Origin of the sequence: Streptomyces sp. H27-D2, from assembly GCF_035828615.1 — a bacterium.
Classification (GTDB): domain Bacteria; phylum Actinomycetota; class Actinomycetes; order Streptomycetales; family Streptomycetaceae; genus Streptomyces.
Genome location: NZ_JAYMZR010000057.1, coordinates 23721 through 49151, shown reverse-complemented (window position 1 = coordinate 49151; position 25431 = coordinate 23721). Strand labels below are relative to the sequence as shown.

Here is a 25431-nt window from a genome sequence, read left to right as displayed (position 1 = left end):
GTATAGAACTCCGCCCCAGGCCGAGTCCGCGTAAACGCCGGCCGCCCCGAACTGTCGAAGAACTCGATGGTCGGCCCGCCCCAGGCCCGGGGCCCCGCGTTGTCCGCGCGGGCCAGCACTCGGATGCCGGTGGGCTGGCTGACGTACGACTTCACGCCGTTGCCGGCGTCGGCCTGCTCGTACTCCATGGTGTCGATGTCGAGCCGGTAGACGCCGAAGGAGTCGGTGAACCACAGCGCGCCGTGGTCCCCGAACACCGGCTGGACGTCATGGCCGAGGCCGGCGAAGCGGGCGCGGCTGTGCACGGTGAGGGTGGTGCCGGCGCCGCTGCCGGTCACGGTGTAGCGGATCAACTGCTCGTCGCCGATGACCCACAGGCAGGTGCGGACGGGGTCGTAGAGCGCGCCGTGCGCGCCGGGCAGACCCATCGTCAGGAAGGGCTGGATGTGGGTGGAGTCGGTATAGAACCGCAGCCGTCCGGGCTGTGAGCTGGCGACGACGAGTACGCCGCCCGGAATGCGCTCGATCGCGTGCGGATTCTCGCCGGGGAGGGTCTGCCAGACGGTCCGTCCGGTGCTGAGCCGCAGCATCGCCGCGCGCCCGCCGGAGGCGCAGACCAGGACCACGGTCCCGTACGCCTGGGTGTTGCGCAGCCGTACGTCGGAGAGGTTGTGCCACGCGGTGCCGGCTCCGCCCGCCGCGCTCCAGCGCCATTTCACGGAGGCGGCCGTCCGCCAGTCGAGGTCCTGGTCGAACACGATGACGTCGTTCGTCGTCTGCTCGACGGTGGCGATCGGATACGTGACCACGGCGCACCCCTGTTCCCACCGGTGCGCCGGTGGGTGTGCGGCGCACCCGATGTCCCGTTGGACGGGCAGCGCCGTAAGGGGGTTGCCCGTCCGATCCTGAGATGTCACCCATGACACCGGCGGCAGCGATATCGCCGATAACACCGATATCGCCAAAGGCACCGGTGCCACCGGCGTCGTCCCACCAGGATCGCGCCGGGCCCGGAAACGGGAAAGAGCCCGCTCCCGAATATCCGGGGCGCGGGCTCATTTCCGTACGTACGAACCGTTGGTTCCACTCGCGAGGTGCACTGAAGGCAGCGCGGACGGCGGTCATGTCACTCGTCGATCATCAGGCCCTTGCGGAGCTTCACCAGAGTTCGCGACAGGAGTCGCGAGACGTGCATCTGGGAGATGCCCAGCTCCTCGCCGATCTCGGACTGCGTCATGTTCGCGACGAAGCGAAGCGAGAGGATCTTCCGGTCGCGCGAGGGGAGTTCGGCGATGAGCGGCTTCAGGGACTCGACGTACTCGATGCCTTCGAGGCCGTGGTCCTCGTAGCCGATGCGGTCGGCCAGCGCGCCCTCGGTGTCGTCCTCCTCGGGCTGGGCGTCCAGCGAGCTCGCGGTGTACGCGTTGCTCGCGGCCATGCCCTCGACGACCTCTTCGTTGCTGAGGCCGAGCCGCACACCGAGTTCGCCGACCGTGGGGGCGCGGTCCAGCTTCTGCGCCAGCTCGTCGCCGGCCTTGGCGAGGTCGAGGCGCAGCTCCTGGAGCCGCCTCGGCACGCGCACGGACCAGCTGGTGTCACGGAAGAAACGCTTGATCTCGCCGACGATGGTCGGCATCGCGAACGTCGGGAACTCGACGCCCCTGCTGAGTTCGAAGCGGTCGATCGCCTTGATCAGGCCGATCGTGCCGACCTGGACGATGTCCTCCATCGGCTCGCTGCGGGAGCGGAAGCGGGAGGCGGCGAACTTCACCAGGGCGAGATTGAGCTCGACCAGCGTGTTGCGGACGTAAGCGTGCTCGTGCGTGCCTTCTTCGAGCGTTTCGAGGCGCTCGAAGAGCGTCTTCGACAGCGCCCGCGCGTCCAGCGGCCCGACCTTGTCGAACGGCGGGATCTCGGGGAGACCGTCGATCTCGGGCTCGTGCTGCTCGGGCGGGGTTGTCGACGAGGCGGTCTCCCGAGACAATTCAGTAGGCAGTTCGTCGAGCCGGGGTGACATGCGGTCTCCTCCATCGTTCTCGGCATCTGGCTGCCGGGTGCCGTGACGTGCGCTGCGGTCTGCGGCGCCTCCAAAGCCATGGGTCTGAATGTGTTCTTCTACGCCTACCCGGTTTCACCCGCAGCTGGCAAGTGCGAAATGTCCGTATTCGCCTATGTATGCGGGATGTTCGGCTGTCGGTAGTCCTATCTAAGGCGTAAGGTTCCACTGCGCCAACGCAAGCAACCAAAAGGGGTGCCATGGACCGCGGGATGGTCGGCAGCGCGAGTCGGGGCCGTCTCCAAGTCGGTGTTCGGCGACACGGTGTGAGTGCGGTCGTGACGCCGACAGGTGAGCTCGATCACCACACCGCCGAGCTGTTGCGAGAGCCTCTTGAGGCGTGTGTGGCCGATGGCTGCAGTCGCCTGGTGGTGGACTGCTCGCAACTGGAGTTCTGTGACTCCACTGGACTGAATGTGCTGCTCGGGGCCCGGCTGAAGGCCGAGGCCGAGGGTGGCGGAGTTCACTTGGCGGGTATGCAGCCCGTCGTCGCCAGGGTCTTCGAGATCACCGGCGCGGAGGCGGTCTTCACCCTCCACGACACGCTGGAAGCGGCTCTGGCCGACTAGCGGCTCCTGGCCCGGCTTCTCCGGCCTCAGCTCCGGCGCCGGTGATCAGGCTCCCGGCGCCGCCCTGTCCCCACCGCTCGTCCCGCGCATCGCTCTGCTCACTGGCTCGACGTAGTCGGAGCGTTACGCGCGTCACATCTTCCGCATCCAGAAAACGGGTGTCCCGACGGATGTGCCGGGCAGGAGACAGCTGACCCTGTTCGACCTTTGAGGTATCCGAATCCGTGAATAGGCGAATCGGTGAGGTGAAGCGCTGATGAGCACCACCCGGGCGTACCCGCCGGGGGGCGACCGTGGCTCCCATGCGGATGGTGCTGCGTCGGCTTCCGCCATGCCCACGGCATCGGTGCCCGATGCCCCCCCAGGACCCGCCACGCCTCCGGGTCAGGTGCGCCGGCTGCGCCTCTCCGGAGCCAGCGGCACGGTCCCGCGCTCCCGCGACTTCACCCGGCAGGCTCTCTACGACTGGGGCTGGCTGCCCGCCGCCGGCGCCGAGCAGCGGGCCGCCGCCGAGGACGTGCTGCTCGTCGTCTCCGAGCTGGTCACCAACGCGTGCCTGCACGCCGAGGGGCCGGAGGAGCTACGGCTGCACTGCAGCGCGAAGGTGCTGCGGCTGGAGGTCGTCGACCAGGGGCCGGGCTCGCCCGCCCCCCGCACCCCGCACCGCGCCGGCCGCCCCGGCGGCCACGGCAGGTTCATCGTCCAGCGACTGTGTCTGGACTGGGGGATAGTGCGGAGCCCCGAAGGGGTCGGTAAGACGGTCTGGGCGGAGCTGGCGGCGCCTCTCTAGCGGGGCGGCCACCGCACTCTCCGGTTCTCTGTTCTCTGTTCTTCTGAGCGTTCTCCTGAACGTTTCTCCGGGCTCCGCCTTCGGTCGGGTCCTTCGCTTCGCGCCCCGTGCCGTCTCCCGGCGACGCTCGCTTTCCCCCTTCCTTCTCGGCTTCTCGGGCCTGCGCATGCCCGCGTTCGCGCCCGCGTTCGCCCCGCCGATCCGGCGTGTTCTTTGTCTTCCCTCGTCAAGGTCCCCGGCGTACTGTCAGCGCCCAATCTGATGTGTCGTCAGTAACTTACGGCTGCGACAACCGATGAGAGGGGAGACCGAGGTGTCCCGCTTCACCGAGGAACACAGCAGGGGTCATGCCATCGGCCGGGCCGGCGCGCTCGCGCTGGCCGCGACGCTGGCGGCCGGATCGGCGGTGCTGCTGGCAGCCCCGGCCGCGCACGCCGAGGTCGTGGACGTCAACTACGGCTGCAAGACGCCGATCGGCGCGAAGAGCGCCGTGTCGCCCATCGATATCAAGAGCGTCAAGAGCGGCAGCGCCTACAAACTCACGATGTCCTTCCAGAAGGGCGTCTCCTCCAGCCCGGTCGAGCTCGGCAAAGGCGCGATGAAACCGAGCGCCGTCATCAAGCTGGGCGGCGCGGAGACGGGGACCGTCGCGGTCTCCGGCCCTGCCAATGACAAGGCGATTCCGGCCAACACCCCCATCAAGATCAGTGACTTGTCGGGCACCTATACCCCACAGAAGAGCGGCAAGGTCACCTTCACCGCGTCCGTCCTCACCATCAAGGCGCTGGGCACCACGACGACGTGCACCCCGTCGAACGGCCCCAAGCCCTCGCTGTCCCTCGACGTGAAGAGCGCGGGCGGCGGCGGTACGGGCGGGGCCACCGGATCGGACGACGCGGGCAGCGAGCAGAGCGGCGCGGGGAACGCCCAGGCCGGCGGCGGCTCGCTGCCGCAGACCGGCCCGGCGGACTCGGCGATCGCCCTCGGCACGCTGGGCGGAACGGTGTTGCTTGTCGGCGCGGCGGGCGCGTTGTGGCTGAGCCGCCGGCACGGGGCGACGCGGTAGCGCGGTGACCGCACGGCTTGCCCGGTGGTCGGTTGTCCTCAAGCTCCCCCAGACTTCGTCCGGGGGTGCCCCCGACAGGCTGAATTCAGCCTGTCCGGCGCTTGAGGACAACCCGGGCATCGGGAACGGTCAGCGCGCACCGGCACCCGAGGCCGCAACCCGCACAACACCCGCCCGCGCAGCACATCCGCACCAAGGGAGCCGCCAATGCCGACCCGTACCCGCACAGCGGCCCCGCGCGTGGTTGCCATGGCCGCCGCCGCACTGCTGTACGCGACGGGCGGCGCGACAGACGCCACCGCGGCCCCGGACGATCCCACGAGTGCCGCACAGCCCGTGAGTGCCCCGCCGCCCGCGAGGGCCTGGTCGGCCGAGCCCGCGCCCAGTGGCGGGACGCGTCCGAGCGCGGACGACCGGCCGTACTTCTACCTGGAGGGCGGCCCCGGAACCGTCCTCCAGGACAAGCTCTCCGTCACCAACCCGACCCGCGAGCCGATCAAGGTCACGCTGCGCGGGGCCGACGCGTACAACGCCGAAGGCGGCTCCTTCGCCGTACGCGAGGCTGCCGCCAGCACCGACACGGGCGCCTGGATCTCGCTGGCCGCCACGACCGTCGAGGTCCCGGCCCGTACCCGCGCCGACGTCCCGTTCAGCGTCGCGGTCCCGGCGGACGCCGTGCCCGGCGACCACCCCGGCGCGATCGTGGCGACGGCCGGTGGCCGCGAGGTCGGCGTACGGGCCCAGCTGCGGGTCAGCGGGCCCACGCTGTCCGCGATCGGCGTCGAGAAGGTGAGCGTCCGGGACACGTCGAACGGGGCCGAGGTCCGCTACACGCTCGTCAACCGCGGCAACACCGCACTCGCCCCGCGGCTGGCGGTACGGGCCGACGGCGTCTTCGGCGAGGTGCTGAGCCGGAAGGCGCGCGATCTGCCGGTGGAGCTGCTGCCGGGGCAGCGGGTACGGCTCACCGAGAAATGGCCGGACCCACCGGCGCTCGACTCGGTCGACGTACGGCTCACGGTGAACGCGGGCGGCGGCGCGCGGGGGAGCGCGTCCGCCGCGTATACGGCTGCGCCGTGGGGGCTCCCCGGCGTCGGCCTGGCGCTGCTGGCCGCGCTCGGGGCCGGGGCGGGGTTCGGCGCGCGACGGCTACGGCGCCGGGGCGGCGCGAGAAGCGAGCCGGACTCCGGAGCCGAGCAGCCCGAACTGCCCGATCCGGCCCCACAAGGCGCGGTAACGCAGACCGAACCGCAGACCGAACCGCAGGACGAACCCCATACCGAACCGCAGGACGACCCGGATCGCGAAGTGCCGGAGTTGGCGGGCGCGGAAACAGGAGCCGTGTCGTGAACAGTCGTACGCACCCTCAGCCAGAGCCCCAGCCGCACACCCCGCCGCCGCGGCCGTCGCCCCGGACCCGCCTCCGCGGCCCGCTCGGCGCTCTGCTCGCCGCGCTGCTCATCGCACCCGCGCTCGTCCTGCTCCCCGCCGCCCCGGGGGCCGCCGCCGACCGTCCGAGCGTCGAGGTGTCCAAGGCGGAGGCCGGCAAGGGCGGCACGGTCACGGTGTCCGGCGAGGGCTGGCGGCCCAAGACCGTGCTCACGCTGCTCATCTGCGGGCAGAACATGATCGGCGGCACCAACTCCTGCGCCAACGCCGACGGCCGCGCCGTCACCACCGGCGCCGACGGCGGGTTCAGCAGGAAGCTGCCGGTCGCCGAGCCGCCGAAGCCCTGCCCGTGCGTCGTGCATGTCACCACCGCGACCGGAGAAACCGTCTCGGCTGACGCGAAGTTCCGGGTCGCCGGGCACCCGGTCGCGCCGCTGCCGAAGAACCCCGGAGGCGGGCGGCTCGCGGCGCTGTCGGCGCGGATCGACGGGTCGAGCGGGCTGCTCACCTGGTTCGGCGCGCCGCCGCAGCGGCGGCTCGTGGTCACCGTCGGCAATCTCGGCTCCGCGCCGGTCAAGAACCCCGTTTTCCAAGTCGGCACCGCGCACGGCGTGTTCGCCCCCAAGTGGGAGGAGCAGCAGTGGCGCGGCACGATTCCGGCCGGGAAGCGGGTGCGGGTCGAATTGCCCGTCGAGCTGACGGCGGGCGCGCACGGCGACTATCAGGTGTCGCTGAAGTACGACGGCAGGGTCCTCACCGAGCAGCCGTGGGGGGTGGGCCGTCCGTGGGGCGTCACGCTCTTCTGGATTCTGCTGTGCGTGGTGATTCCGGCGGCCGTCTTCCGCATCGGCATGGCCGTGGTCGACAGGCCGCGCCCGCGCTCGACGGCTCGTACGCGGGGCGCGCGCAGCACTGCCCGCGCCGGTCGCCTGGTGAACGAGCCCCGCCCGTCGGGCGACGGCAAGGCGGGCCGCCACCGGTCCGTCCAACTGCCGCCCTGGCCGTGGGCGTTCAGCCGCGCGGAGCGGCCGTACCGCCGTACGGAGCCCGAGCCGCCGCGCGGCACGCCGGACGACCCGGCCGCGCTGCCGTGGTTCGCCCCGGACACCGTCCCCGGCCCGACGACGGCCACGGCGGACACCGCCCCCGGCAGCGCACCGGCCAGCACCCCGGCCCCCCGAGTTTCCGCACCGTCAGAACCGTCAGATGAGCGTCCGACGTCGAAGGGGAGCACGTGACTACGGAACGATCGCGTCCCGCGCGAGGCCACATCCGGGGCAGAAGGCTGAGCGCGGCAGGTGTCGCGCTCATGCTGGGCGGTGCAGGAGTGATGGTGGCCGCGGGTACTGCCCAGGCGGCTGAAGTCTCCTACGCCACCGAGTGCGTACCGCCGCCGATCTCGGGGATGGACCCGATCCAGGGCACCACGAAGGTGGACGTCCAGGCGCCGGCGACGGCGAAGGTCGGTGACGAGATCGAGGTGGTGTGGAAGACGACGCAGGCCGCCTCCAAGAACCCCGACATCCTCGACCTGGGCAAGGACACCGTCCAGCCGACCGGCAAGATCGCGGTGGCCGGCGCGCAGAGCGGCGAGTTGAGCATGCAGGGGCCGCGGCAGAACCCGCCGATCCCCAAGGGCGGCGCGATGAAGCTGCCCGACATGAAAGGCAAACTGAAGCTGACCAAGGCCGGCGAGGTGACGCTCGCTCCGGGCTTCTACAACATCAACGTCAACAAGCCGATCTCGACGGACACCAAGTGCTCGGCGAAGGAGACGGTGAAGCCGGCGGTCACCGTCAAGGTGACGGGCGGCGGCGGCTCGACGGGCGGCACCACCACGGGAGGCGCCGGCGGGGCCGGCGGCACCACGGGCGGCGGCTCGACGGGCGGCGCCGCCGGCGGCAACGCGGCGGGCGGCGGCGACACCGGGGGAGACTCCGGCGGTGACACGGGCGGTGACACGGGCGGTGACACCGGCGGCAACGCGGGCGGTTCGACCGGCGGCGGGGGAGACCCCGACGGCACCGCGTACACCGGCAAGGAGGTGTCGGTCGCGTACGAGTGCAAGACCCCGATCGGAGACAAGAAGGCGACCTCCCCGGTGCGGATCAACGCAGCCAAGAAAGGCGGCGCGTTCGATCTGAGCGTGAAGTTCAGCAAGTCCGTGATGGACAGCCCGATCGACATCCCGGCCGGTTCGGTCAAGCCCTCGATGGCCGTCAAGGTCGGCGGCGCGGACAAGGGCACCGTCAAGGTCGAAGGCGCGGCCAACAAGGAGGTCATCAAGTCCGGTCAGCCGATCGAGATCCCGGACCTCAAGGGCGGCTACAAGCCGGGCGCGAGCGGCAAAGCGACGCTCACTCCCGGTGTGCTGACGGTCAACGCGGCCGGCACCACCACCACCTGCACCCCGGCCAAGGACCCGGGCGTCTCGCTGGAGCTGGACACGGCGGCACAGGACGGCGGCGTAGGCGGCGGGGACAGCGGCGGCGGTGAGGCCGGCGGCGGCACCGCGGGCGGCTCGGCCGGCGCGAGCGGCTCCTCGGGCGCGGCGGGCGGCCTCGCGGAGACCGGCGCGAACGACCACGGCGGCCTGCGGGCCCTGGGGCTGGTCGCGGGCACCGTCATCCTGCTCGGCGGCGCGGTCTTCACGTTCACTCCGTGGCGGCGGCTGCGCGCCACGCGCTGACGCTGGGCGCTGACCCCGACGCGCGAATCAAGCGTGGACGGGCCGGTCAGACGTGGACGGGCCGGTACGAAGTCACCCGTACCGGCCCGTCCACACCCCGCCCGCAGAGCAGTCCCCCTACCCCCTACCTCACATTCCCCATCAACACCCGGATCTTCTTCGAAGCAAGCAGGAACGCAACCCCCGCCACCCCCGCGATAACCGCCCACATCGTGTAATACGCCGCATCGCCCATCGGCGCGTTGAGCTTGGTCGTCCAGCCGTTGAGCGCGTTGCCGGTCGCCTGGGCGAGGAACCACAGGCCCATGATCTGGCTGATGAACTGCGCCGGGGCGAGCTTCGTCGACAGGGACAGGCCGACCGGCGAGAGGCACAGCTCGCCGAGGGTCTGCACCAGGTAGACGCCGAGCAGCCAGAAGATGGTGACCTTGCCGGTGTCGCTGTTGGCCGCGGCGGCGCCGGCCAGGCCCATGATGCCGAAGGAGCCTCCGACGAGCAGCATCGCCAGCGCGAACTTCGTCACCGTGCTGGGCTCGCGGTTGCGCTTGGCCAGCCACACCCACCCGGACGCGAAGATCGGCACCAGGATGATGATGTACGCCGGGTTCACCGACTGGTACCAGCTGGCGGGGAACTCCCAGCCGCCGATCATCCGGTCGGTCTTGGTGTCCGCGAAGATCGTCAGCAGCGAGCCGGACTGTTCGTAGATCATCCAGAACAGCACAGCGGTGATGAAGAACCACATGAACGCCTTGATCTTCGGGCGCTCCTCGGCCGTCAGCGACGGGCTGCGGAACATCACCACGAAGTAGATGATCGGCACGACCACACCGAGGACCGCCATCACATTGACGAGGTGCTCGATGTCGAAGGTGCCCAGCACCACGTCCCCGGCCACCGCGACGACCGCGATGGCGGACCACATCAGGACCTTGCGCAGCACCGAGCGCTTCTCCTCCGGCGTGGCCGGGGAGGCGGGGAGCTTGCCGATGTCGCCGAGGTGCCGGCCGCCGAGCACGTACTGGACCACGGCGAAGGTCATACCGATACCGGCGACGGCGAAGCCGAGGTGCCAGTCGACCTGCTCGCCGAGGTAGCCGACCACCAGCGGGGCGGCGAATCCGCCGAGGTTGATCGCCATGTAGAAGAGCGTGAAGCCCGCGTCGCGGCGGGCGCTGCTGCTGCCCTGGTAGAGGCCGCCGACCATCGCGGAGATGTTGGGCTTCAGCAGGCCGGTGCCGATCGCGATCATCAGCAGGCCGACGAAGAACGTAGCCGTGGACGGGATGGCCAGTACGAAGTGGCCCGCCGCGATCACGATGCCGCCGACCAGTACGGACTTGCGCGCGCCCCACAGCCGGTCGGCTATCCAGCCGCCGGGCATCGCCAGCATGTAGACGAGCGCGTTGTACACACCGTAGATCGCGGCGGCCAGGGCCTCGCGGTCCTGCAACGGGCCGTCGAGGACTGCCGCGATGAGGTAGAGCGTGAGCAGGGCGCGCATTCCGTACCAGGAAAAGCGCTCCCACATCTCCGTCATGAAGAGGGTGGCCAAGCCGCGAGGGTGGCCGAAGAAGGTCTTGCCGTCCCCAGGGGTCTCCTGCGGTTCGGCATCCTTCGTCAGGCTGGACGCCATGGTCGATCCTTGCTCGCTCGGGACGCGCCGACAGAAGTGATCGCGCGCCCTGTGGGGGGTGATCGGCACCGCGTCCACGTCCCCGTGCAACCCTTCGTAAGGGCCTTCGCAAGGGACGGACAGGACCCGGCCGACAGGTCTTGCACCACTGCCCGGATCTTTGGGCCCGGCCGGCCGGGCCCGGTGGTCCCGGCCGGGCAGCGAAAAGGGGCCTTCGGCGGCTATTCGCGCCAAAGATCCCCTGGAGGTGCTACGAACGTCCGGTAACCATACGTCACACCCCGGACGGTATTGGAAGGGTATGAGACAACCCTCACAAGCGGCGCGCGGAACTGATCATGCGCCACCCATAGCCGCTGGTACGGCCCTTGCCGGCACCTCGGCGGACTACCATCGGTGCATGACCCGAGTACTGCTCGCCGAGGATGACGCATCCATCTCGGAGCCGCTCGCCCGCGCTCTGCGCCGCGAGGGGTACGAGGTCGAGGTGCGCGAGGACGGCCCCAAGGCCCTGGAGGCCGGTCTCCAGGGCGACGTCGACCTGCTCGTCCTGGACCTGGGACTGCCAGGGATGGACGGCCTCGAAGTCGCCCGCCGCTTGCGCACCGAAGGCCACGGCTTCCCGATCCTGGTGCTCACCGCACGGGCCGACGAGGTGGACACCGTCGTCGGCCTGGACGCGGGCGCCGACGACTATGTGACCAAGCCCTTCCGGCTCGCCGAACTCCTCGCCCGGGTGCGGGCCCTGCTGCGCCGCGGCGCGGTCGAGGCCCAGCAGCCGCCGCCGGCCACCCACGGGGTGCGGATCGACGTCGAGTCGCACCGCGCCTGGATGGGCGAGGAGGAGCTGCAACTGACCGCCAAGGAGTTCGACTTGCTGCGGGTCCTGGTGCGGGACGCGGGCCGGGTCGTCACCCGTGACCAGCTGATGCGCGAGGTCTGGGACACCACCTGGTGGTCCTCCACCAAGACCCTGGACATGCACATCTCCTGGCTCCGCAAGAAGCTGGGCGACGACGCCGCCAACCCGCGCTACATCGCCACCGTCCGCGGTGTCGGCTTCCGTTTCGAGAAGAGCTAGGCCCTTCATTGCGCCGCCGCCTGATCAATTCCACCCTCGCCGTGGTGCTCGTCGTGATCGCCGTCTTCGGCGTCTCGCTCGTCATCGTGGAGACCCGCACGATCGAGGCCGGCGCCCAGGAGAGCCTCGACTCCGAGGCCGTCCGGCTGGTCAGCATCGTCGACAGCCGGCTGATCGGCGGTGAGCGGGTGGTGCCGGAGGTGCTGCGCGAGCAGATCACCCCGGACCGGTTCGCGACGATCAAGGTGCCGGGCCGCAAGACGATCGAGATCGGGGAGCGCCCCCAGGGCGGCGTCATCACGGCCTCCGAGACCGGCGAGCGCGGCGAGGTCGTGACCGTCAAGCAGTCCCGCAAGGCCGTCAGCCAGGAGATCGGCCGCACCCTGCTGATCATCCTCGCGGTCGCGCTGCTCGCCGTCGCCGCCGCCGTCATCCTGGCCGTACGCCAGGCGCACCGGCTCACCGCGCCGCTCACCGACCTCGCCGAGACCGCCGAGCGGCTCGGCTCCGGCGACCCGCGCCCCCGGCACAAGCGCTACGGGGTCGAGGAACTGGACCGGGTCGCGGACGTCCTGGACAGCAGCGCCGAGCGGATCGCCCGGATGCTCACCGCCGAGCGCCGGCTCGCCGCCGACGCCTCGCACCAGCTCCGTACGCCGCTCACCGCGCTCTCCATGCGGCTGGAGGAGATCACGCTCACCGACGACCCGGACACGGTCAAGGAAGAGGCGACGATCGCCCTCACCCAGGTCGAGCGGCTCACCGACGTCGTCCAGCGGCTGCTGACCAATTCGCGCGACCCGCACACCGGCTCCGCGGTGGCCTTCGACCTCGACGAGGTCGTCAAGCAGCAGATCGAGGAGTGGCGTCCGGCCTACCGCAGCGAGGGCCGCGCCATCGTCCGCTCCGGCAAGAAGGGGCTACGGGCCGTCGGCACACCCGGCGCGGTCGCCCAGGTGCTCGCGACGCTCATCGAGAACTCGCTGATGCACGGCGACGGCACGGTCGCCCTGCGCACCCGCGTCACCGGCAACCAGGCCGTGGTCGAGGTCACCGACGAGGGCCCCGGCGTCCCCCTCGACCTCGGCGCGCGGGTCTTCGAGCGGACGGTCAGCGGCCGCAACTCCACCGGCCTCGGCCTCGCCGTCGCCCGCGACCTGGCGGAGGCGGACGGCGGCCGGCTGGAGCTGCTCCAGCCCTACCCGGCGCTCTTCGCGCTCTTCCTCAGCCGCGAGGCGGATAGCGTGGATCTGGAGAAGAACGGGCACTGACGGGCGCTGATGGGCGCTACGCGCACTGACGCGCGCTGATGATCGCTGAGCGGACGCCCACCGCTGCTCACTGACCGTGGTCCGGCGGCTCGCCCGGCGCTCTTCGGGCCCCCGGCTACGGGCTGCGACCCTGGCCACGGGCTGCCGACCCCGGCCCTACTTCGTGACATCCGCCCCGGGCCGCGGGCCGTCCAGGAACGATTCGGCCGTCTCCACCGCGTCGCGGGCGGGCAGCGCGCGGAAGACCCAGCTGCGGAAGGACCAGAAGCGGAAGACGGTGCCGATGCCGAGGCCGATGACGTTCTTCGCGATGTTGTCGGCGAGGGTCGAATCGAAGCCGAAACCGTAGTGCGAGAGCGCCAGAATGCCGTTCTCGATCACCATGCCGATGCCGCTGAACAGCAGGAACAGCGTCAGCTCACGGCTGCGCCCGCTCTTGTCGCTGTCCCGGTAGGTCCAGTAGCTGTTGCCGATGTAATTGGTGCAGATCGCGAGCGCGGTGGCGATCACGCCGGAGCGGACCACCGCGAGGTCCAGCACATGCGTGCAGATGTTGAAGGCCACCGTGTTGACCACAAAACCGAAGGCCCCCACGGTCCCGAACTTGGCGACCTCTCTGCCCAGCCGGCGGAGCCGCAGCCGTACTGTCTGCCCTTCACTCATAGTGATCGTCAGGCTCCATGGCTCGGCGGTAAGGGCAGCAGGTCAACATCGGTCCTTCGTTTCATGCTAACCAGGAGGACGCCCGCGCGCCCCGGGAGGTTGCCGCCCGACCAACGGAACCCAACGGGGGCCCGGCCGGACGGGCCCCGCGAGGGGCCGGAGCGGACCGTGGGACGGGTCGCGCACCAGGGCCGATACCCTGGGGAACGTGACGTTCCCGGTAGTCGGCATGGTCGGTGGCGGTCAGCTCGCCCGAATGACCCACGAGGCGGGCATCCCCCTCGGCATCAAGTTCAAGCTTCTCAGTGACACCCCGCAGGACTCCGCGGCCCAGGTGGTGAGCGATGTCGTCGTCGGCGACTATCGCGATCTGGCCACGCTGCGCGCGTTCGCCCAGGGGTGCGACGTGATCACTTTTGATCACGAGCATGTCCCGACGGAGCATCTGCGCGCGCTGGAGGCCGACGGCGTCGTCGTCCGCCCGGGGCCCGAGGCGTTGATCCACGCCCATGACAAGGGTGTGATGCGGGCCAGGCTCCGCGAGATCGGGGTGCCGTGCCCACGGCACCGGATCGTCGCGGACCCGGCCGACGTCGTGCGCTTCGCGGAGGAGGAGTCGGCGGCGGGTGAGGGCTTCCCCGTCGTCCTCAAGACCGTCGTCGGCGGCTACGACGGCAAGGGCGTGTGGATCGTCCGGTCCGCCGAGGAGGCCGCCGAGCCGTTCCGGGCCGGCGTGCCGGTCCTCGCCGAGGAGAAGGTCGCCTTCACCCGCGAGCTGGCCGCCAACGTCGTACGGTCCCCGCACGGCCAGGCCGTCGCCTACCCCGTCGTGGAGTCGATCCAGGTCGACGGCGTGTGCGACACGGTCATCGCGCCCGCGCCCGGCCTGTCCGCCGAGCTGTCCGTCCAGGCCCAGCAGCTCGCGCTGACCATCGCCAAGGAACTCGGCGTCGTCGGCCACCTCGCGGTCGAGCTGTTCGAGACCGCGGACGGCCGCATCCTGGTCAACGAACTCGCGATGCGCCCGCACAACTCCGGCCACTGGACCCAGGACGGCGCGATCACCTCGCAGTTCGCCAACCACGTACGGGCCGTCCTCGACCTCCCGCTCGGCGACCCGCGCCCGCGCGCCCGCTGGACCGTGATGGCCAACGTGCTCGGCGGCGACTTCCCCGACATGTACGCGGCGTATCTGCACTGCATGGCCCGCGACCCCGGCCTCAAGATCCACATGTACGGCAAGGACGTGAAGCCCGGCCGCAAGGTCGGCCACGTCAACACGTACGGCGACGACCTGGCCGACGTGCGCGAGCGCGCCCGGCACGCCGCCGGCTACCTGCGAGGGACGATCACCGAATGAAGAGCTCCCCTGTCGTCGGCATCGTGATGGGCTCGGACTCCGACTGGCCGGTGATGGAAGCCGCCGCCAAGGCGCTCGACGAGTTCGAGGTGCCGTACGAGGTGGACGTCCTGTCCGCGCACCGGATGCCGCGCGAGATGATCGCCTACGGCGAGCAGGCGGCCGGCCGCGGCCTCAAGTCGCTCATCGCGGGCGCGGGCGGCGCGGCCCACCTGCCCGGCATGCTCGCCTCGCTCACCCCGCTGCCGGTCATCGGCGTGCCCGTCCCGCTGAAGTACCTCGACGGCATGGACTCGCTGCTCTCCATCGTCCAGATGCCCGCCGGAGTCCCGGTCGCCACCGTCTCGATCGCGGGCGCGCGCAACGCGGGCCTGCTCGCGGTCCGGATGCTCGCCGCGCACGACCCCGCGCTGCTGGAGCGGATGCGGAGCTTCCAGGGCGAGCTGAACGAGCAGGCCACCGAGAAGGGCAAGCGCCTGCGAGCCAAGGTCCAGAGCGCCGAAGACGGCTTCGGATTCGGAAAGTGACGGCCATGAGCGACGCGTTCGCGCCCGACGTGACTGATGTGACCGACGTGACCGACGTGACCGACGTGACCGACGAGGCGGGCCTGCTGGCGAAGGCTCACGAACTCCTGGCCGCCCACCCCGTGGTCGACGGCCACAACGACCTCCCCTGGGCGCTGCGCGAGCAGGTCCGCTACGACATCGACCAGCGCGACATCGCCGCCGACCAGAGCGCCCACCTGCACACGGACATCCCCCGGCTGCGCGCCGGCGGCGTCGGCGCGCAGTTCTGGTCGGTGTACGTCCGCACCGACCTGACCGGGGACGACGCGGTCAGCGCCTGCCTCGAACAGATCGACGTCGTAGGCCAGTTGATCGACCGCTACCCCTCCGACCTGCGCCGCGCGCTCACCGCCGACGACATGGAGACGGCGCGCGCCGAGGGCCGCATCGCCTCGCTGATGGGCGCCGAGGGCGGCCACAGCATCAACAACTCGCTGGCCACCCTGCGGGCGTTCCACGAGCTGGGCGTGCGCTACATGACGCTGACCCACAACGACAACATCGCCTGGGCCGACTCCGCGACGGACGAGCCGCGCGTCGGCGGCCTCACCGCCTTCGGCGAGGAAGTCGTCCGCGAGATGAACCGCGTCGGCATGCTCGCCGACCTCTCCCACGTCTCCGCCGACACGATGCGCGCCGCGCTCCGCGTCACCGAAGCGCCGGTCATCTTCTCGCACTCCTCCTGCCGGGCCGTCTGCGACCACGTCCGCAACATCCCGGACGACGTCCTCGCCCTGCTCCCGGCCAACGGCGGCGTCGCGATGGCCACCTTCGTACCGAAATTCATCCTCCCCGCCGCCATCGAGTGGACCCAGCGCGCGGACGAGAACATGCGCGCCCAGGGCCTGCACCACCTCGACACCACGGCCGCCGGCATGAAGGTCCAGCGGGCGTACGAGGCGGACCACCCCCGCCCCGCCGCCACCGCCGCCACGGTCGCCGACCACCTCGACCACATGCGCGAGGTCGCGGGCATCGACCACCTCGGCATCGGCGGCGACTACGACGGCACCGCCTTCACCCCGTCCGACCTCGCCGACGTCGCGGGCTACCCGAACCTCGTCGCGGAACTGCTGCGCCGCCGCTGGTCGGACGCGGACCTGGCGAAGCTGACGTGGCAGAACGCGGTACGGGTGCTGCGCGCGGGCGAGGACGCGGCGAGGGGCTTGCGGCGGTTGCGGGGGCCGTCGAATGCGACGATTGAGCAGCTGGACGGCTGAGGCGGTCACCACGTGACGACGGTGAGCGCGGCTGCTGCCACGCGCGCGACCCGCTCACCGGGAGCGGACGGAGCCGGCGCGGGGTTCGGTGCGGGGGCTCGGTGCGCCCACGATGCGGGTGGCAGCCCGAAGGAGGAGCGTCCTGATCTCGTAGCCATCGCTCTGCAACGGGCGGGCCGGCAGCGTGAGGGTGCCGTCCTCGTTGGCGATACGCCAGCGGACGTGCGCGCGGGGCTGAAGGCTGGTGTGCGGGTGGTGGCGGTGGCCACGGGCCGTAGCAGCCGCGACGACCTCCGGGCAACGGGAGCGCACGACGTCCTCGCTGATCTGGTCGACACAGAGCGTGTCGTGCAGGTGCTCGCTCCTGGGGGGTGACCGCTTGGGCTGTCGCTGCGCTCACTCCTTCGCTCGGATGGTTTCGTGTCCTGCGCACAGACCTGGGCGTTGAGGTTGTCCCGCTCGTTCTGTGGGACCGGCTCGGGGGCGGGGCGTGCCTCGGGTTGCGGGGCCCGCCCCGCCTCCGGCTCGTCCTCCGGGACGGGTTCCGGCTCCCCCTCCGGGCCCGGCTCCCGCTCCTCCTCCGGGCCCGGCTCCGGGTCGTTCTCCGGGCCCGGCTCCGGATCGTCCTGCGGCACCGGCTCCCGCTCCCACTCCGGAGGCGGCTGCTCGTCCGAGTGAACCTCCGGCTGCGAGCGGGCAGTTGGTTCCGGTAGTGGGTCGGTGTCCGGGACGTCGTCGGCGAGGAAGCGTGCCCACCAGGCGTCGTCGCGGGCGATGCGGGTGAAGTACGAGCGGGTGACCCACTGGGAGCGGTCGGCGTCGACGGTTTCGCGGACCCGTCGCAGGAGGCCGCCCCGCGAGAGCGCGCTGAGCGCGGACCGTGTGGCCGCCTGGCCACGCGGCCCGGTCGAGATACAACGCACGTGCTCGTGGCGGGGCTTCACCGTTGGTGTTCTCCAGCGCTGCGCAGGCCATGGCGAGCCCTTCCGACACGTCACCTGTGTTCGTCCGCTGGTATGCCAGTGAGCCCAAGATGTTGCCCGCCAGTGTCGCGTCCGCTGCCGTGTGCGCTGCCGATAGGCCAAGTCGGTAGATCCGGTCGGCTTCGTCGTGTCGTCCGGCGTCGCTGGCGATCCAGCCGACGATCTGCGCCAACTCTCCGATGGCTTGCAGCAGTGTTCGGCCGATTGCTTCCGTATGGCTGCTTTCCCTGTACACCCTTACCGCTGACCGGAGTTCACGGAGAGCGGGGCGCAGCAAGTCGCCCCCCGCAATCACGTCGTCGGCCAGCCTGAGCGCGTGTATCCGCCGCTGAAGATCGGCCACCGCGCCCACGCCGATCCTTCGCCCCTGCCGAACCGCGAGGGGGGCGAGCGGGTCGCCTTCGGGCAGGAAGTCGGCGACCGTGGCTGGGGCCGTCTCGGCGGCTTTGGCGGCTGCCGCCAGCTCCAGCTCGGCCACGGGTACGCCCAGGGCGGCAGCGATGAACGGCAGCCACTCACGGGGCGTACGGATGCCCTTCTCGTACCGGTAGATCTCTTGGCGGCCGATGGTGTCGAGAACGACCCCGGCGGCACGGCACATCTCGCGGGCCAGCTTCGCCTGGCTCCAGCCCTTGCCTTCGCGTAGCCGTCGGATCATCTGTGCTGCTGTCTCCCCACGCATGTCTCCAGTCATCATGCCCGGGTTGCGGGTGCTGGACGCGTACCGGCACCTGAACCGCTGAGGACCGCCAAGGCCGCGGCCGTCCGCCCAATCCGTGGCGGACGGCCGGGGCCTTCCCGTGAACAACTCCGAGCGCGGCTCAGCTGGCGCAGAGGCAGAAAGGGTGCCCCGCAGGGTCGTTGAAGACCCGCCAGGTGCGGTCGGGCTCGCCCTCGTCGAGGAGGGTGGCGCCGAGCGTCAGGACCTTCTCGTGCGCCGCGTTCAGGTCCTCCACGGTCAGGTCGAGGTGGAACTGCTGCGAGCCGTCCGGCTCCGGCCAGTTCGGCGGTACGAAGCCGGGGGCCTCCTGGAAGGCGAGCGTCGTGCCCCCGTCGCTGACGAGGTCTACCCAGTCCTCGCCGCCCGGCTCGATCCGGCCGCCGAGCACGGCGGCGTAGAACTCCGCGAGCGCCCGCGGGTCGGGACAGTCGAGTACGACGGCGCCCAGTTTGGCGATGGACATGATTCCTCCCACGTTGGTGTTACCAGTAAATAGCTCCAGCCGGTAACCGTTACCCCATGCTGCCGCACCGGAGGTAACGTCGCAAGGGTGAATCACCCAGCAGACGAGGCATCCGCGCCGGGCGGCAGGGCGCCCGCGCCCAGAGGTCTCGCTCTGCTGCAAGACCTCGCGAACACCCTCGACACCGAGTCCGGGCGGGACGAACTCACGCTCCCCGGCGGCCTCGCCGCCTTCGCGCGCGAGCGGGGCCTGGCCGGGCTCGGCCTGGGCGACGCCGACGTCGCCCCCGTCGTCGAGCTGCGGGAGGCCCTGCGCGACGTCTGCCTCGCGCACACCGGCCGGGACCTGCCGCCCGCGTCGGCCGCCGCGCTGGAACGGCTGCTGGGCCGGGCCCCGTTGGTCCTCACGATAGACGCGACGGGCGGCGCGGCGCTGCGGCCCGCCCCCAGACCGGCCGCCCCCGGACCGGCCGCCCCTGGGTCAGCCGCAGCCGGCCCCGCCGACGCCGCCGCCGCGCTCACGGCCCGTATCGCGGCGGGGATCGCCGCCGCGGTCGCGGACGGAAGCTGGGCGCGGCTCAAGGCGTGCGAGGCCGAGGACTGCCACTGGGTGTACTACGACCGTAGCCCGGCCGGGCGCGGCCGCTGGTGCTCGATGGCGGTCTGCGGCAGCCGCGCGAAGATGCGGGCGTATCGCGCGAACCGGGCGCGGCCGAAGGGGGACTGACGTGCGGCGGCGCGGCGCGCTCGGGCCGAAGCCCCCGCCGTACCGCCCCGCACTGAGCCCCAGCCGCGCGAGCTCGTGCCGTACCTCTGCCGCCGCCGCGAAGCTACCCCGTACCCCAGCCCCGGCCCCGGTCCCGGTCCCGCCACGCGAAGCGTGAGGCGCGGCTACGCCCGCGGACGTCCCAGCGCCCGGTACGTCCAGCCCGCCTTGCGCCACAGCTCCGGGTCGAGCGCGTTGCGTCCGTCCAGGATGTGCGGCCGTGCGACGACCTCGGCGAGGGCGGCCGGGTCCAGCTCGCGGAACTCGCGCCACTCGGTGAGGTGCAGTACGACGTCCGCGCCGCGGGCCGCGTCGAGGGCGGTGGGGGCGTAGGCCAGGGTCGGGAAGATCTTGCGGGCGTTGTCCATGCCCTTGGGGTCGTAGACGGTGACCTGGCCGCCCTGGAGGTGGATCTGCCCGGCGACGTTGAGCGCCGGGGAGTCCCGTACGTCGTCGGAGTCCGGCTTGAAGGTCGCGCCGAGCACCGCGACGCGCTTGCCGAGGAAGCCGCTGCCGCCCAGCGCCTCGCGGGTCAGCTCGACCATGTGGCCGCGGCGGCGCATGTTGATCGAGTCGACCTCGCGCAGGAAGGTCAGCGCCTGGTCGGCGCCCAGCTCGCCGGCCCGCGCCATGAAGGCGCGGATGTCCTTGGGCAGGCAGCCGCCGCCGAAGCCGATGCCGGCGCGCAGGAACTTCTTGCCGATCCGCTCGTCGTGGCCGATCGCCTCGGCGAGCTTGACCACGTCGCCGTCGGCCGCCTCGCAGACCTCGGCCATCGCGTTGATGAAGGAGATCTTCGTCGCGAGGAAGGAGTTGGCGGCGGTCTTGACCAGTTCGGCGGTCGGGAAGTCGGTGACGACGAACGGCGAGCCCTCGGCGATCGGCGTCGCGTAGACCTCGCGCAGCCGGCTCTCGGCGCGCTCGCTGTTGACGCCGACGACGAGCCGGTCCGGGTGCAGGGTGTCCTGGACGGCGAAGCCCTCGCGCAGGAACTCGGGGTTCCAGGCCAGCTCGGCGTCCGCGCCGGCCGGGGCCAGCTCCGCGAGCAGGGCGGCCAGCCGGACGGCGCTGCCGACCGGCACGGTCGACTTGCCGACGACCAGCGCGGGGCGCGTCAGGTGCGGGGCGAGCGACTCGAAGGCGCTGTCCACGTAGCTCATGTCGCACGCGTACTCGCCCTGCTTCTGCGGGGTGTTCACGCAGACGAAGTGGACGTCGCCGAACGCGCCGACCTCCGCCCAGGAGGTGGTGAAGCGCAGCCGCCCGCTGGAGCCCTCGATGCCCGCGACGTGCTGCCGCAGCAGCTCCTCCAGGCCCGGTTCGTACATCGGCACCTTGCCCGCCGACAGCATCTCGATCTTCTCCGGGACGATGTCCAGCCCCAGCACCTCGAAGCCGAGTTCGGCCATGGCCGCGGCGTGGGTGGCGCCGAGGTAGCCGGTGCCGATCACGGTGATCTTCGGTGCCATTCGGTACTCCATGGGACGAGTGAGGCTTGACTGCGCTGCCCGAGCATAGTCGCGGGCGCCGGGGCGGGGTCCGGGCGCTCCCGGGGGCGCGGTGCTGCGGCGCCGGGGCTGTCGGCAAGCTCACGTATCCCTGCCAGGGGTCCGGCCCCTAGAATTAGGTTACTTAACGGTAGTTAGCATCGAGGGAGTGAGAAACCTTGGCGGGAGCCGCTGATTTCGACCTGTACCGGCCGGCGGAGGAGCACGACATGCTCCGGGACTCGGTGCGCTCGCTCGCCGAGTCGAAGATCGCGCCGTTCGCCGCCGAGGTGGACGAGGAGGGCCGCTTCCCGCAGGAGGCGCTGGATGCCCTGCGCACCTCCGACCTGCACGCGGTGCACGTACCTGAGAACTACGGCGGCGCGGGCGCGGACGCCCTCGCGACCGTCATCGTCATCGAGGAGGTCGCCCGGGTCTGCGCGTCCTCCTCGCTCATCCCGGCGGTCAACAAGCTGGGCTCGCTCCCGGTCATCCTCTCCGGCTCCGAGGAGCTGAAGCGGAAGTACCTCACCCCGCTGGCCAAGGGCGAGGGCATGTTCTCCTACGCCCTCTCCGAGCCGGACGCGGGCTCCGACGCGGCGGGCATGAAGACCAGGGCCGTCCGCGACGGCGACTTCTGGGTGCTCAACGGCGTGAAGCGCTGGATCACCAACGCCGGCGTCAGCGAGTACTACACGGTCATGGCCGTGACCGACCCGGACAAGCGCTCCAAGGGCATCTCCGCGTTCGTCGTCGAGAAGTCCGACGAGGGCGTCTCCTTCGGCGCCCCCGAGCGCAAGCTCGGCATCAAGGGCTCGCCGACCCGCGAGGTCTACCTCGACAACGTCCGCATCCCCGCCGACCGCATCATCGGCGCGGAGGGCACCGGCTTCGCCACCGCGATGAAGACCCTCGACCACACCCGCATCACCATCGCGGCGCAGGCACTGGGCATCGCGCAGGGCGCACTCGACTACGCCAAGGGCTACGTCCAGGAGCGCAAGCAGTTCGGCAAGCCGATCGGCGACTTCCAGGGCGTCCAGTTCATGCTGGCCGACATGGCGATGAAGCTCGAAGCGGCCCGCCAGCTCACCTACGCGGCCGCCGCCAAGTCGGAGCGCGTCAGCGGCGGAGGCGCGCACGAGGACCTGACCTTCTTCGGCGCGGCGGCCAAGTGTTACGCCTCGGACGCGGCGATGGAGATCACCACGGACGCGGTGCAGCTGCTCGGGGGGTATGGCTATACGCGGGACTATCCGGTCGAGCGGATGATGCGTGATGCGAAAATCACGCAGATTTACGAGGGTACGAATCAGGTGCAGCGGATCGTGATGGCGCGGAACCTTCCGTAGCCTGCCTTTTCGGCTGTAAGCGCAGGTCAGGGGCATCCTCCGGGGTGCCCCTGACGCCGTCAGCCCCCAGGCCGTACGGAACGGTCGTCCAGCCGCACCCGCTGTCCGTCCCCATCGACCGACAGCCCGAATCGGGACCGGCCGGGCTTCCCGAGGCCGTGCCACCGCAGGAACGCCACGCGCACTTCGTCCCACAGCGCACGCGGGCCGTACTGCTCCACCTCGTACGATTCCCTGTCGGGGACGTACTCCACGGTCGCCCACGACCGCCTGTCGTCGGCGAGGAACCACAGCGTGGCCTCCCCGCTGCCATCGTCCGCCTCGCACCACCGGTACCGGACATCGGTGAGGCTCAGGCTGGTGAAGAACGCCGGATCATCCTGGATGACGTTCTGCGGCGCGATGTCGGTTGTGCTTTTCTGTCCCGCCTCACCGTGGTGGACGTCCCCGATGCGGCCAGGCCCGGCCGGCTGCGTGCGGTCCCACATGAAGGCCGGGTATCCGGAGAACGTCCCCTGTGCCGTCCCGCCCGTCACATCCAGCGTGGCGTACGAGCCGCTGAAGAAGCTGCTGCCCCACGGGGTGACGATCCGGCCGTCGGGGCACTGTTCCCACCACGCCTTCGGCACGTCCCGCATGGTGCATGTGCAGACGACGCGGTCGTACGGCGCGCCTGGGCGATGCCCGTCGCGGCCGTTCCCGAGGACGGTTGTTGGGTGAAACCCGGCCCTCTTCAGGTTCTCCACGGCGGTGTTCAGGACCGCCTCGTCAACCTCCACGCTGGTCACGTTGCGCTCGCCCAGCCGGTGGGACAGCCAGGCGGCGTTGTAGCCGGTGCCGGTGCCGATTTCCAGCACCCGGTGGCCTTCGCGCACATCGAGCAGGCTGAGCATTTCGAGCATGATCGACGGCATGGACGAGGACGACGTGAAGCGGCGGAACTCACCGTCGGGGGTGGGCTCCCCACCGTTGACCTGGGTCACGACGGGCGCGTCCGCGTAGACGGCCCGCAACCAGCTCTCGGCGTCTGCGGCGAAGTCACCCCCCTCGAACACCTGGGGAACGAACAGGGCGCGGTCCACCGATGCCACGGCAGCACGCCACTCGGGGGGCAGCAGTCCCTTGCTCTCCAGAGCGTGGACGAGCCGTTGGTGCGTCGTCATCCGGCCTCACTTCTTCGGGGGCTTCGGGGGCTCGTACGGCTTGGTCGGACCCGGCGGCCGGTCTCGGTGGCCGTCACTGTCGGACGTGTCGGGCTTGCCGGAGTGGCCTCCGCCCTTCTTACCCATGATTGCCTCGCTTTCTGGTTCATGACGGACACAACGTGACGGGGTGACGACGTGACGGGTCAGATGCAGTAGCGCATCCGGGCCTTCTCCCGCTGCCGCTGATCCAGGCCGGGGAACGCGCGGTTGTCGAGGGCCCGCGCGAGCTGCGCTTGCAGGACCGAAGCGTCGTCGATGCTCAGAAACACTTCTTCCGTGGCGATGTGCACGGGGCCTTTGAAAACCATGGCTGAGACGGCGACCTTTTCGCCGTCCAGACGCGCACTGCCGATCAGCCTCAGCCTTCGTGGGGATTCGTCGTCCGTCATGCCACGGAGGTTATGGAGCGGGGGAGTTGTCGGTCTACGTTGTTGCATCCGGTTGCACGGATTCACCCGAGAGAGTCGATCGCCTTCGTGATCAGGGCGCGGGCTTCGGAGCCATGCACCGCGATCTTCGAGAGGTCCACGAAAGCGCGGAGGTAGGTACGGATCTCGCCAGGAGCGGTCACGTTGATTTCAGCCGTGAGGGTCTCCACGGCAACCTGAGCGTCATCGAAGGCGTAGAACGCCTCCAGCGGCCAGACCGTGCGGCGGGCCCCGAACGGGATCACTCCGAGGGAGACGTTCGGCTGTGCCATCACCGCGAGCAGATATCCGAGTTGGCCCGCCATCGCCGCGTCATCACTGACCCGGTAGCGCAGAACCGCCTCTTCGAGCAGCAGCGCGAAGCGGTGATTGCCCTCCCGCACGACGCGGGAGCGATCAAGCCGAGCCCGTACGGCATCCGTTACGTCGTCCGGGGTGCCTTGGAAGTCGGTGATCGAGCGCAGCAGGCCCGTCGCGTACTCAGCGGTCTGGAGCATGCCGGGGACGAGGTTGGAGGCGTAGACGCGGAAGTGCCGAGTCCGTTGATACAGCGGCACCGTCTGTTCGTGAATGCGGCGCATCCCGTCGCGGTGGATCTGCTTCCACTCGACGTACATGGACTCAGCGTTGCGGGAGGCCGCGACCAGGTCCGCGATCTGGTCCTCGGCGCCACAGGCTGCGCACCATGCGCGGATGTCGGTATCGGACGGCGGCGTCCTGCCCCGAGCGATCCGGGACGACTTCGACTTGTGCCAGCCGCACCGCGCGGCCAGTTCGTGCCCCGTGAGCCCGGCGTCCTTCATGATGCCCTGCAGGCGGATTGCCACGGCGGCGCGCGCGGCCTGGGCGCTGGAGAGCGGGGACGAGGATGAGGGCATGAACCGGCCGGCCAGTGTCAGACGCTGTACTTCTCGTGCGGGATGGCGCGCTCCCACACTGCTTCGAACGCCGAGGCGCAGAGCCGCGCGACCGCAGGTTCTTCAGTCTGGTCGGTGTGGACCCACCGGCCGTCCCCATCGAAGACATTGAATTGCACCAACCGGCCGTCGAACAGCCAGAAGTCGTTGCCGGGCAGAGCCAGTTCTGACGCGTAACGCCGGGGCAGCCAGCGAATCTGCTCGCCCGCCGCAACGTTGGTGAATGTCCCGGAGTGCTCAAAGCGGATGTAGTCGTTCACAGGCTCCGAGACGATTCGGGCGCGGCGCATGACCACTCCCTTACTCGTGACCTCCTGTACGAGGTCGAGCCAAGGCCGCCACCACGTCGCACGGTCGCTGGGGTCAAGCCGGTGGCCTTTCCTCCACGCCGCGAACTCTTCGCTCTCGTTCTCCACGCCATACGCGTCGCGCATCTCCAGATGGACGGCTGACCTCTCAGCCGCCTGGAGAAGGTCAGCAAAGCTAGTCAAGCTCTGCGACATCAAGCGCCTCCCTGAGCAGCGGGATCATCCGCTTCGGTACCCGGATCACTGCTTCGTGGTCGGGGACCGGAACATCCTTCGAGCTTTCGCTCTCCGTCCGCTCATCCGCCTTCCACCCCTGGATGAGGAGATCCTTCGTTTCCTCATCGACCCACACGGCCGGAGAGCCGTGATCTCCTGACTCAGGATCTTTCCCGACGAACCGTAGTGCCATGACAACCTCCGTTGCCGCGCGCTTTGCGCTTGGT

Annotated in this window: 26 protein-coding genes; 14 read left to right on the top strand and 12 right to left on the bottom strand. The window is 70.4% G+C overall.

Features of this window, described 5'->3' with window-relative positions; all coding sequences use genetic code 11:
- On the bottom strand, nt 1-809 hold an 809-nt coding region (locus QMK28_RS21405; protein ID WP_326440402.1), incomplete at its 3' end, for a DUF6528 family protein.
- Nucleotides 810-1126: 317 nt separating this feature from the next.
- A complete protein-coding gene (locus QMK28_RS21400) occupies nt 1127-2017 on the bottom strand; it encodes an RNA polymerase sigma factor SigF (RefSeq protein ID WP_326440400.1) in 891 nt (296 codons plus the stop codon).
- Between the two features lie 239 nt (nt 2018-2256).
- Here QMK28_RS21400 and QMK28_RS21395 point away from each other — a divergent pair, with 239 nt between their 5' ends.
- From QMK28_RS21395 to QMK28_RS21370, 6 genes are all read left to right on the top strand, one after another.
- Nucleotides 2257-2625 (top strand): STAS domain-containing protein, encoded by a 369-nt coding sequence (locus QMK28_RS21395; protein WP_326440398.1) that lies wholly within the window; start codon nt 2257-2259, stop codon nt 2623-2625.
- A 256-nt stretch (nt 2626-2881) separates the two neighbouring features.
- Nucleotides 2882-3415, top strand: a complete 534-nt coding sequence (locus tag QMK28_RS21390) for an ATP-binding protein (RefSeq protein WP_326440396.1) — start codon at nt 2882-2884, stop codon at nt 3413-3415.
- 313 nt (nt 3416-3728) lie between these two features.
- On the top strand, nt 3729-4481 hold the full coding sequence (locus QMK28_RS21385; protein ID WP_326440394.1) for an LPXTG cell wall anchor domain-containing protein: 753 nt from the start codon (nt 3729-3731) through the stop codon (nt 4479-4481).
- A gap of 207 nt (nt 4482-4688) precedes the next feature.
- Nucleotides 4689-5831, top strand: coding sequence for a WxL protein peptidoglycan domain-containing protein (locus tag QMK28_RS21380; RefSeq protein ID WP_326440392.1), 1143 nt, complete (start codon nt 4689-4691; stop codon nt 5829-5831).
- A 92-nt stretch (nt 5832-5923) separates the two neighbouring features.
- Entirely contained in the window at nt 5924-7108 is a 1185-nt protein-coding gene (locus QMK28_RS21375) for a neocarzinostatin apoprotein domain-containing protein (protein WP_326440406.1), read from the top strand.
- Between the two features lie 71 nt (nt 7109-7179).
- Complete coding sequence (locus tag QMK28_RS21370) at nt 7180-8559, top strand: hypothetical protein (RefSeq protein ID WP_326440390.1); 1380 nt, start codon at nt 7180-7182, stop codon at nt 8557-8559.
- 124 nt (nt 8560-8683) lie between these two features.
- Here QMK28_RS21370 and QMK28_RS21365 read toward each other — a convergent pair whose 3' ends face one another.
- Nucleotides 8684-10195, bottom strand: coding sequence for a peptide MFS transporter (locus QMK28_RS21365; protein ID WP_326440388.1), 1512 nt, complete (start codon nt 10193-10195; stop codon nt 8684-8686).
- 400 nt (nt 10196-10595) lie between these two features.
- Here QMK28_RS21365 and QMK28_RS21360 point away from each other — a divergent pair, with 400 nt between their 5' ends.
- The gene (locus QMK28_RS21360) at nt 10596-11276 is read left to right on the top strand and encodes a response regulator transcription factor (RefSeq protein WP_326440386.1); all 681 of its coding nucleotides are present in this window, start codon (nt 10596-10598) and stop codon (nt 11274-11276) included.
- Between the two features lie 8 nt (nt 11277-11284).
- Nucleotides 11285-12547: an ATP-binding protein gene (locus tag QMK28_RS21355; RefSeq protein WP_326440384.1), complete on the top strand. Its 1263-nt coding sequence runs from the start codon at nt 11285-11287 to the stop codon at nt 12545-12547.
- A 156-nt stretch (nt 12548-12703) separates the two neighbouring features.
- On the opposite strand, the gene QMK28_RS21350 is transcribed toward QMK28_RS21355, so the two are convergent.
- Entirely contained in the window at nt 12704-13210 is a 507-nt protein-coding gene (locus tag QMK28_RS21350; protein WP_326440382.1) for a GtrA family protein, read from the bottom strand.
- A gap of 229 nt (nt 13211-13439) precedes the next feature.
- On the opposite strand from QMK28_RS21350, the gene QMK28_RS21345 reads away from it, so the two are divergent.
- From QMK28_RS21345 to QMK28_RS21330, 4 genes are read left to right on the top strand one after another with little or no spacing between them, the layout of a single operon-like run.
- The gene (locus QMK28_RS21345) at nt 13440-14570 is read left to right on the top strand and encodes a 5-(carboxyamino)imidazole ribonucleotide synthase (protein WP_443050788.1); all 1131 of its coding nucleotides are present in this window, start codon (nt 13440-13442) and stop codon (nt 14568-14570) included.
- On the top strand, nt 14567-15097 hold the full coding sequence (gene purE, locus QMK28_RS21340) for a 5-(carboxyamino)imidazole ribonucleotide mutase (protein ID WP_326440378.1): 531 nt from the start codon (nt 14567-14569) through the stop codon (nt 15095-15097). Before QMK28_RS21345 ends, purE begins: the two co-directional genes overlap by 4 nt.
- Before the next feature lie 5 nt (nt 15098-15102).
- Nucleotides 15103-16359, top strand: a complete 1257-nt coding sequence (locus QMK28_RS21335) for a dipeptidase (protein ID WP_326440377.1) — start codon at nt 15103-15105, stop codon at nt 16357-16359.
- A gap of 12 nt (nt 16360-16371) precedes the next feature.
- The gene (locus QMK28_RS21330; protein WP_326440375.1) at nt 16372-16734 is read left to right on the top strand and encodes an HAD family hydrolase; all 363 of its coding nucleotides are present in this window, start codon (nt 16372-16374) and stop codon (nt 16732-16734) included.
- 21 nt (nt 16735-16755) lie between these two features.
- On the opposite strand, the gene QMK28_RS21325 is transcribed toward QMK28_RS21330, so the two are convergent.
- Together QMK28_RS21325 and QMK28_RS21320 are read right to left on the bottom strand one after the other, a co-directional pair.
- Nucleotides 16756-18000: a helix-turn-helix domain-containing protein gene (locus QMK28_RS21325; RefSeq protein WP_443050786.1), complete on the bottom strand. Its 1245-nt coding sequence runs from the start codon at nt 17998-18000 to the stop codon at nt 16756-16758.
- Between the two features lie 163 nt (nt 18001-18163).
- The gene (locus QMK28_RS21320) at nt 18164-18526 is read right to left on the bottom strand and encodes a VOC family protein (protein ID WP_326440373.1); all 363 of its coding nucleotides are present in this window, start codon (nt 18524-18526) and stop codon (nt 18164-18166) included.
- A gap of 87 nt (nt 18527-18613) precedes the next feature.
- On the opposite strand from QMK28_RS21320, the gene QMK28_RS21315 reads away from it, so the two are divergent.
- Complete coding sequence (locus QMK28_RS21315; RefSeq protein ID WP_326440371.1) at nt 18614-19252, top strand: CGNR zinc finger domain-containing protein; 639 nt, start codon at nt 18614-18616, stop codon at nt 19250-19252.
- Between the two features lie 164 nt (nt 19253-19416).
- On the opposite strand, the gene QMK28_RS21310 is transcribed toward QMK28_RS21315, so the two are convergent.
- Complete coding sequence (locus QMK28_RS21310; protein WP_326440369.1) at nt 19417-20760, bottom strand: UDP-glucose dehydrogenase family protein; 1344 nt, start codon at nt 20758-20760, stop codon at nt 19417-19419.
- Between the two features lie 197 nt (nt 20761-20957).
- On the opposite strand from QMK28_RS21310, the gene QMK28_RS21305 reads away from it, so the two are divergent.
- The gene (locus tag QMK28_RS21305; protein WP_326440367.1) at nt 20958-22130 is read left to right on the top strand and encodes an acyl-CoA dehydrogenase family protein; all 1173 of its coding nucleotides are present in this window, start codon (nt 20958-20960) and stop codon (nt 22128-22130) included.
- Nucleotides 22131-22189: 59 nt separating this feature from the next.
- On the opposite strand, the gene QMK28_RS21300 is transcribed toward QMK28_RS21305, so the two are convergent.
- From QMK28_RS21300 to QMK28_RS21280, 5 genes are all read right to left on the bottom strand, one after another.
- Complete coding sequence (locus QMK28_RS21300) at nt 22190-23293, bottom strand: methyltransferase domain-containing protein (protein WP_326440365.1); 1104 nt, start codon at nt 23291-23293, stop codon at nt 22190-22192.
- 185 nt (nt 23294-23478) lie between these two features.
- Nucleotides 23479-23724 carry a hypothetical protein gene (locus QMK28_RS21295; RefSeq protein WP_326440363.1) on the bottom strand — a complete coding sequence of 82 codons (246 nt, stop codon included), beginning with the start codon at nt 23722-23724 and terminating at the stop codon, nt 23479-23481.
- A gap of 62 nt (nt 23725-23786) precedes the next feature.
- On the bottom strand, nt 23787-24641 hold the full coding sequence (locus tag QMK28_RS21290) for a helix-turn-helix domain-containing protein (protein WP_326440360.1): 855 nt from the start codon (nt 24639-24641) through the stop codon (nt 23787-23789).
- Between the two features lie 17 nt (nt 24642-24658).
- On the bottom strand, nt 24659-25183 hold the full coding sequence (locus QMK28_RS21285) for a DUF6879 family protein (protein ID WP_326440358.1): 525 nt from the start codon (nt 25181-25183) through the stop codon (nt 24659-24661).
- The gene (locus QMK28_RS21280; protein WP_326440356.1) at nt 25164-25397 is read right to left on the bottom strand and encodes a hypothetical protein; all 234 of its coding nucleotides are present in this window, start codon (nt 25395-25397) and stop codon (nt 25164-25166) included. Before QMK28_RS21280 ends, QMK28_RS21285 begins: the two co-directional genes overlap by 20 nt.
- Between the last annotated feature and the right edge of the window lie 34 nt (nt 25398-25431).

Coding starts and splice junctions, on each gene's coding strand:
- QMK28_RS21400 (WP_326440400.1), bottom strand. CDS start 2,017: ATGTCACCCCGGCTCGACGAACTGCCTACTGAATTGTCTCGGGAGACC.
- QMK28_RS21395 (WP_326440398.1), top strand. CDS start 2,257: ATGGACCGCGGGATGGTCGGCAGCGCGAGTCGGGGCCGTCTCCAAGTC.
- QMK28_RS21390 (WP_326440396.1), top strand. CDS start 2,882: ATGAGCACCACCCGGGCGTACCCGCCGGGGGGCGACCGTGGCTCCCAT.
- QMK28_RS21380 (WP_326440392.1), top strand. CDS start 4,689: ATGCCGACCCGTACCCGCACAGCGGCCCCGCGCGTGGTTGCCATGGCC.
- QMK28_RS21370 (WP_326440390.1), top strand. CDS start 7,180: ATGCTGGGCGGTGCAGGAGTGATGGTGGCCGCGGGTACTGCCCAGGCG.
- QMK28_RS21365 (WP_326440388.1), bottom strand. CDS start 10,195: ATGGCGTCCAGCCTGACGAAGGATGCCGAACCGCAGGAGACCCCTGGG.
- QMK28_RS21360 (WP_326440386.1), top strand. CDS start 10,596: ATGACCCGAGTACTGCTCGCCGAGGATGACGCATCCATCTCGGAGCCG.
- QMK28_RS21350 (WP_326440382.1), bottom strand. CDS start 13,210: ATGAGTGAAGGGCAGACAGTACGGCTGCGGCTCCGCCGGCTGGGCAGA.
- QMK28_RS21345 (WP_443050788.1), top strand. CDS start 13,440: ATGGTCGGTGGCGGTCAGCTCGCCCGAATGACCCACGAGGCGGGCATC.
- purE (WP_326440378.1), top strand. CDS start 14,567: ATGAAGAGCTCCCCTGTCGTCGGCATCGTGATGGGCTCGGACTCCGAC.
- QMK28_RS21335 (WP_326440377.1), top strand. CDS start 15,103: ATGAGCGACGCGTTCGCGCCCGACGTGACTGATGTGACCGACGTGACC.
- QMK28_RS21325 (WP_443050786.1), bottom strand. CDS start 18,000: ATGATCCGACGGCTACGCGAAGGCAAGGGCTGGAGCCAGGCGAAGCTG.
- QMK28_RS21320 (WP_326440373.1), bottom strand. CDS start 18,526: ATGTCCATCGCCAAACTGGGCGCCGTCGTACTCGACTGTCCCGACCCG.
- QMK28_RS21310 (WP_326440369.1), bottom strand. CDS start 20,760: ATGGCACCGAAGATCACCGTGATCGGCACCGGCTACCTCGGCGCCACC.
- QMK28_RS21300 (WP_326440365.1), bottom strand. CDS start 23,293: ATGACGACGCACCAACGGCTCGTCCACGCTCTGGAGAGCAAGGGACTG.
- QMK28_RS21295 (WP_326440363.1), bottom strand. CDS start 23,724: ATGACGGACGACGAATCCCCACGAAGGCTGAGGCTGATCGGCAGTGCG.
- QMK28_RS21290 (WP_326440360.1), bottom strand. CDS start 24,641: ATGCCCTCATCCTCGTCCCCGCTCTCCAGCGCCCAGGCCGCGCGCGCC.
- QMK28_RS21285 (WP_326440358.1), bottom strand. CDS start 25,183: ATGTCGCAGAGCTTGACTAGCTTTGCTGACCTTCTCCAGGCGGCTGAG.
- QMK28_RS21280 (WP_326440356.1), bottom strand. CDS start 25,397: ATGGCACTACGGTTCGTCGGGAAAGATCCTGAGTCAGGAGATCACGGC.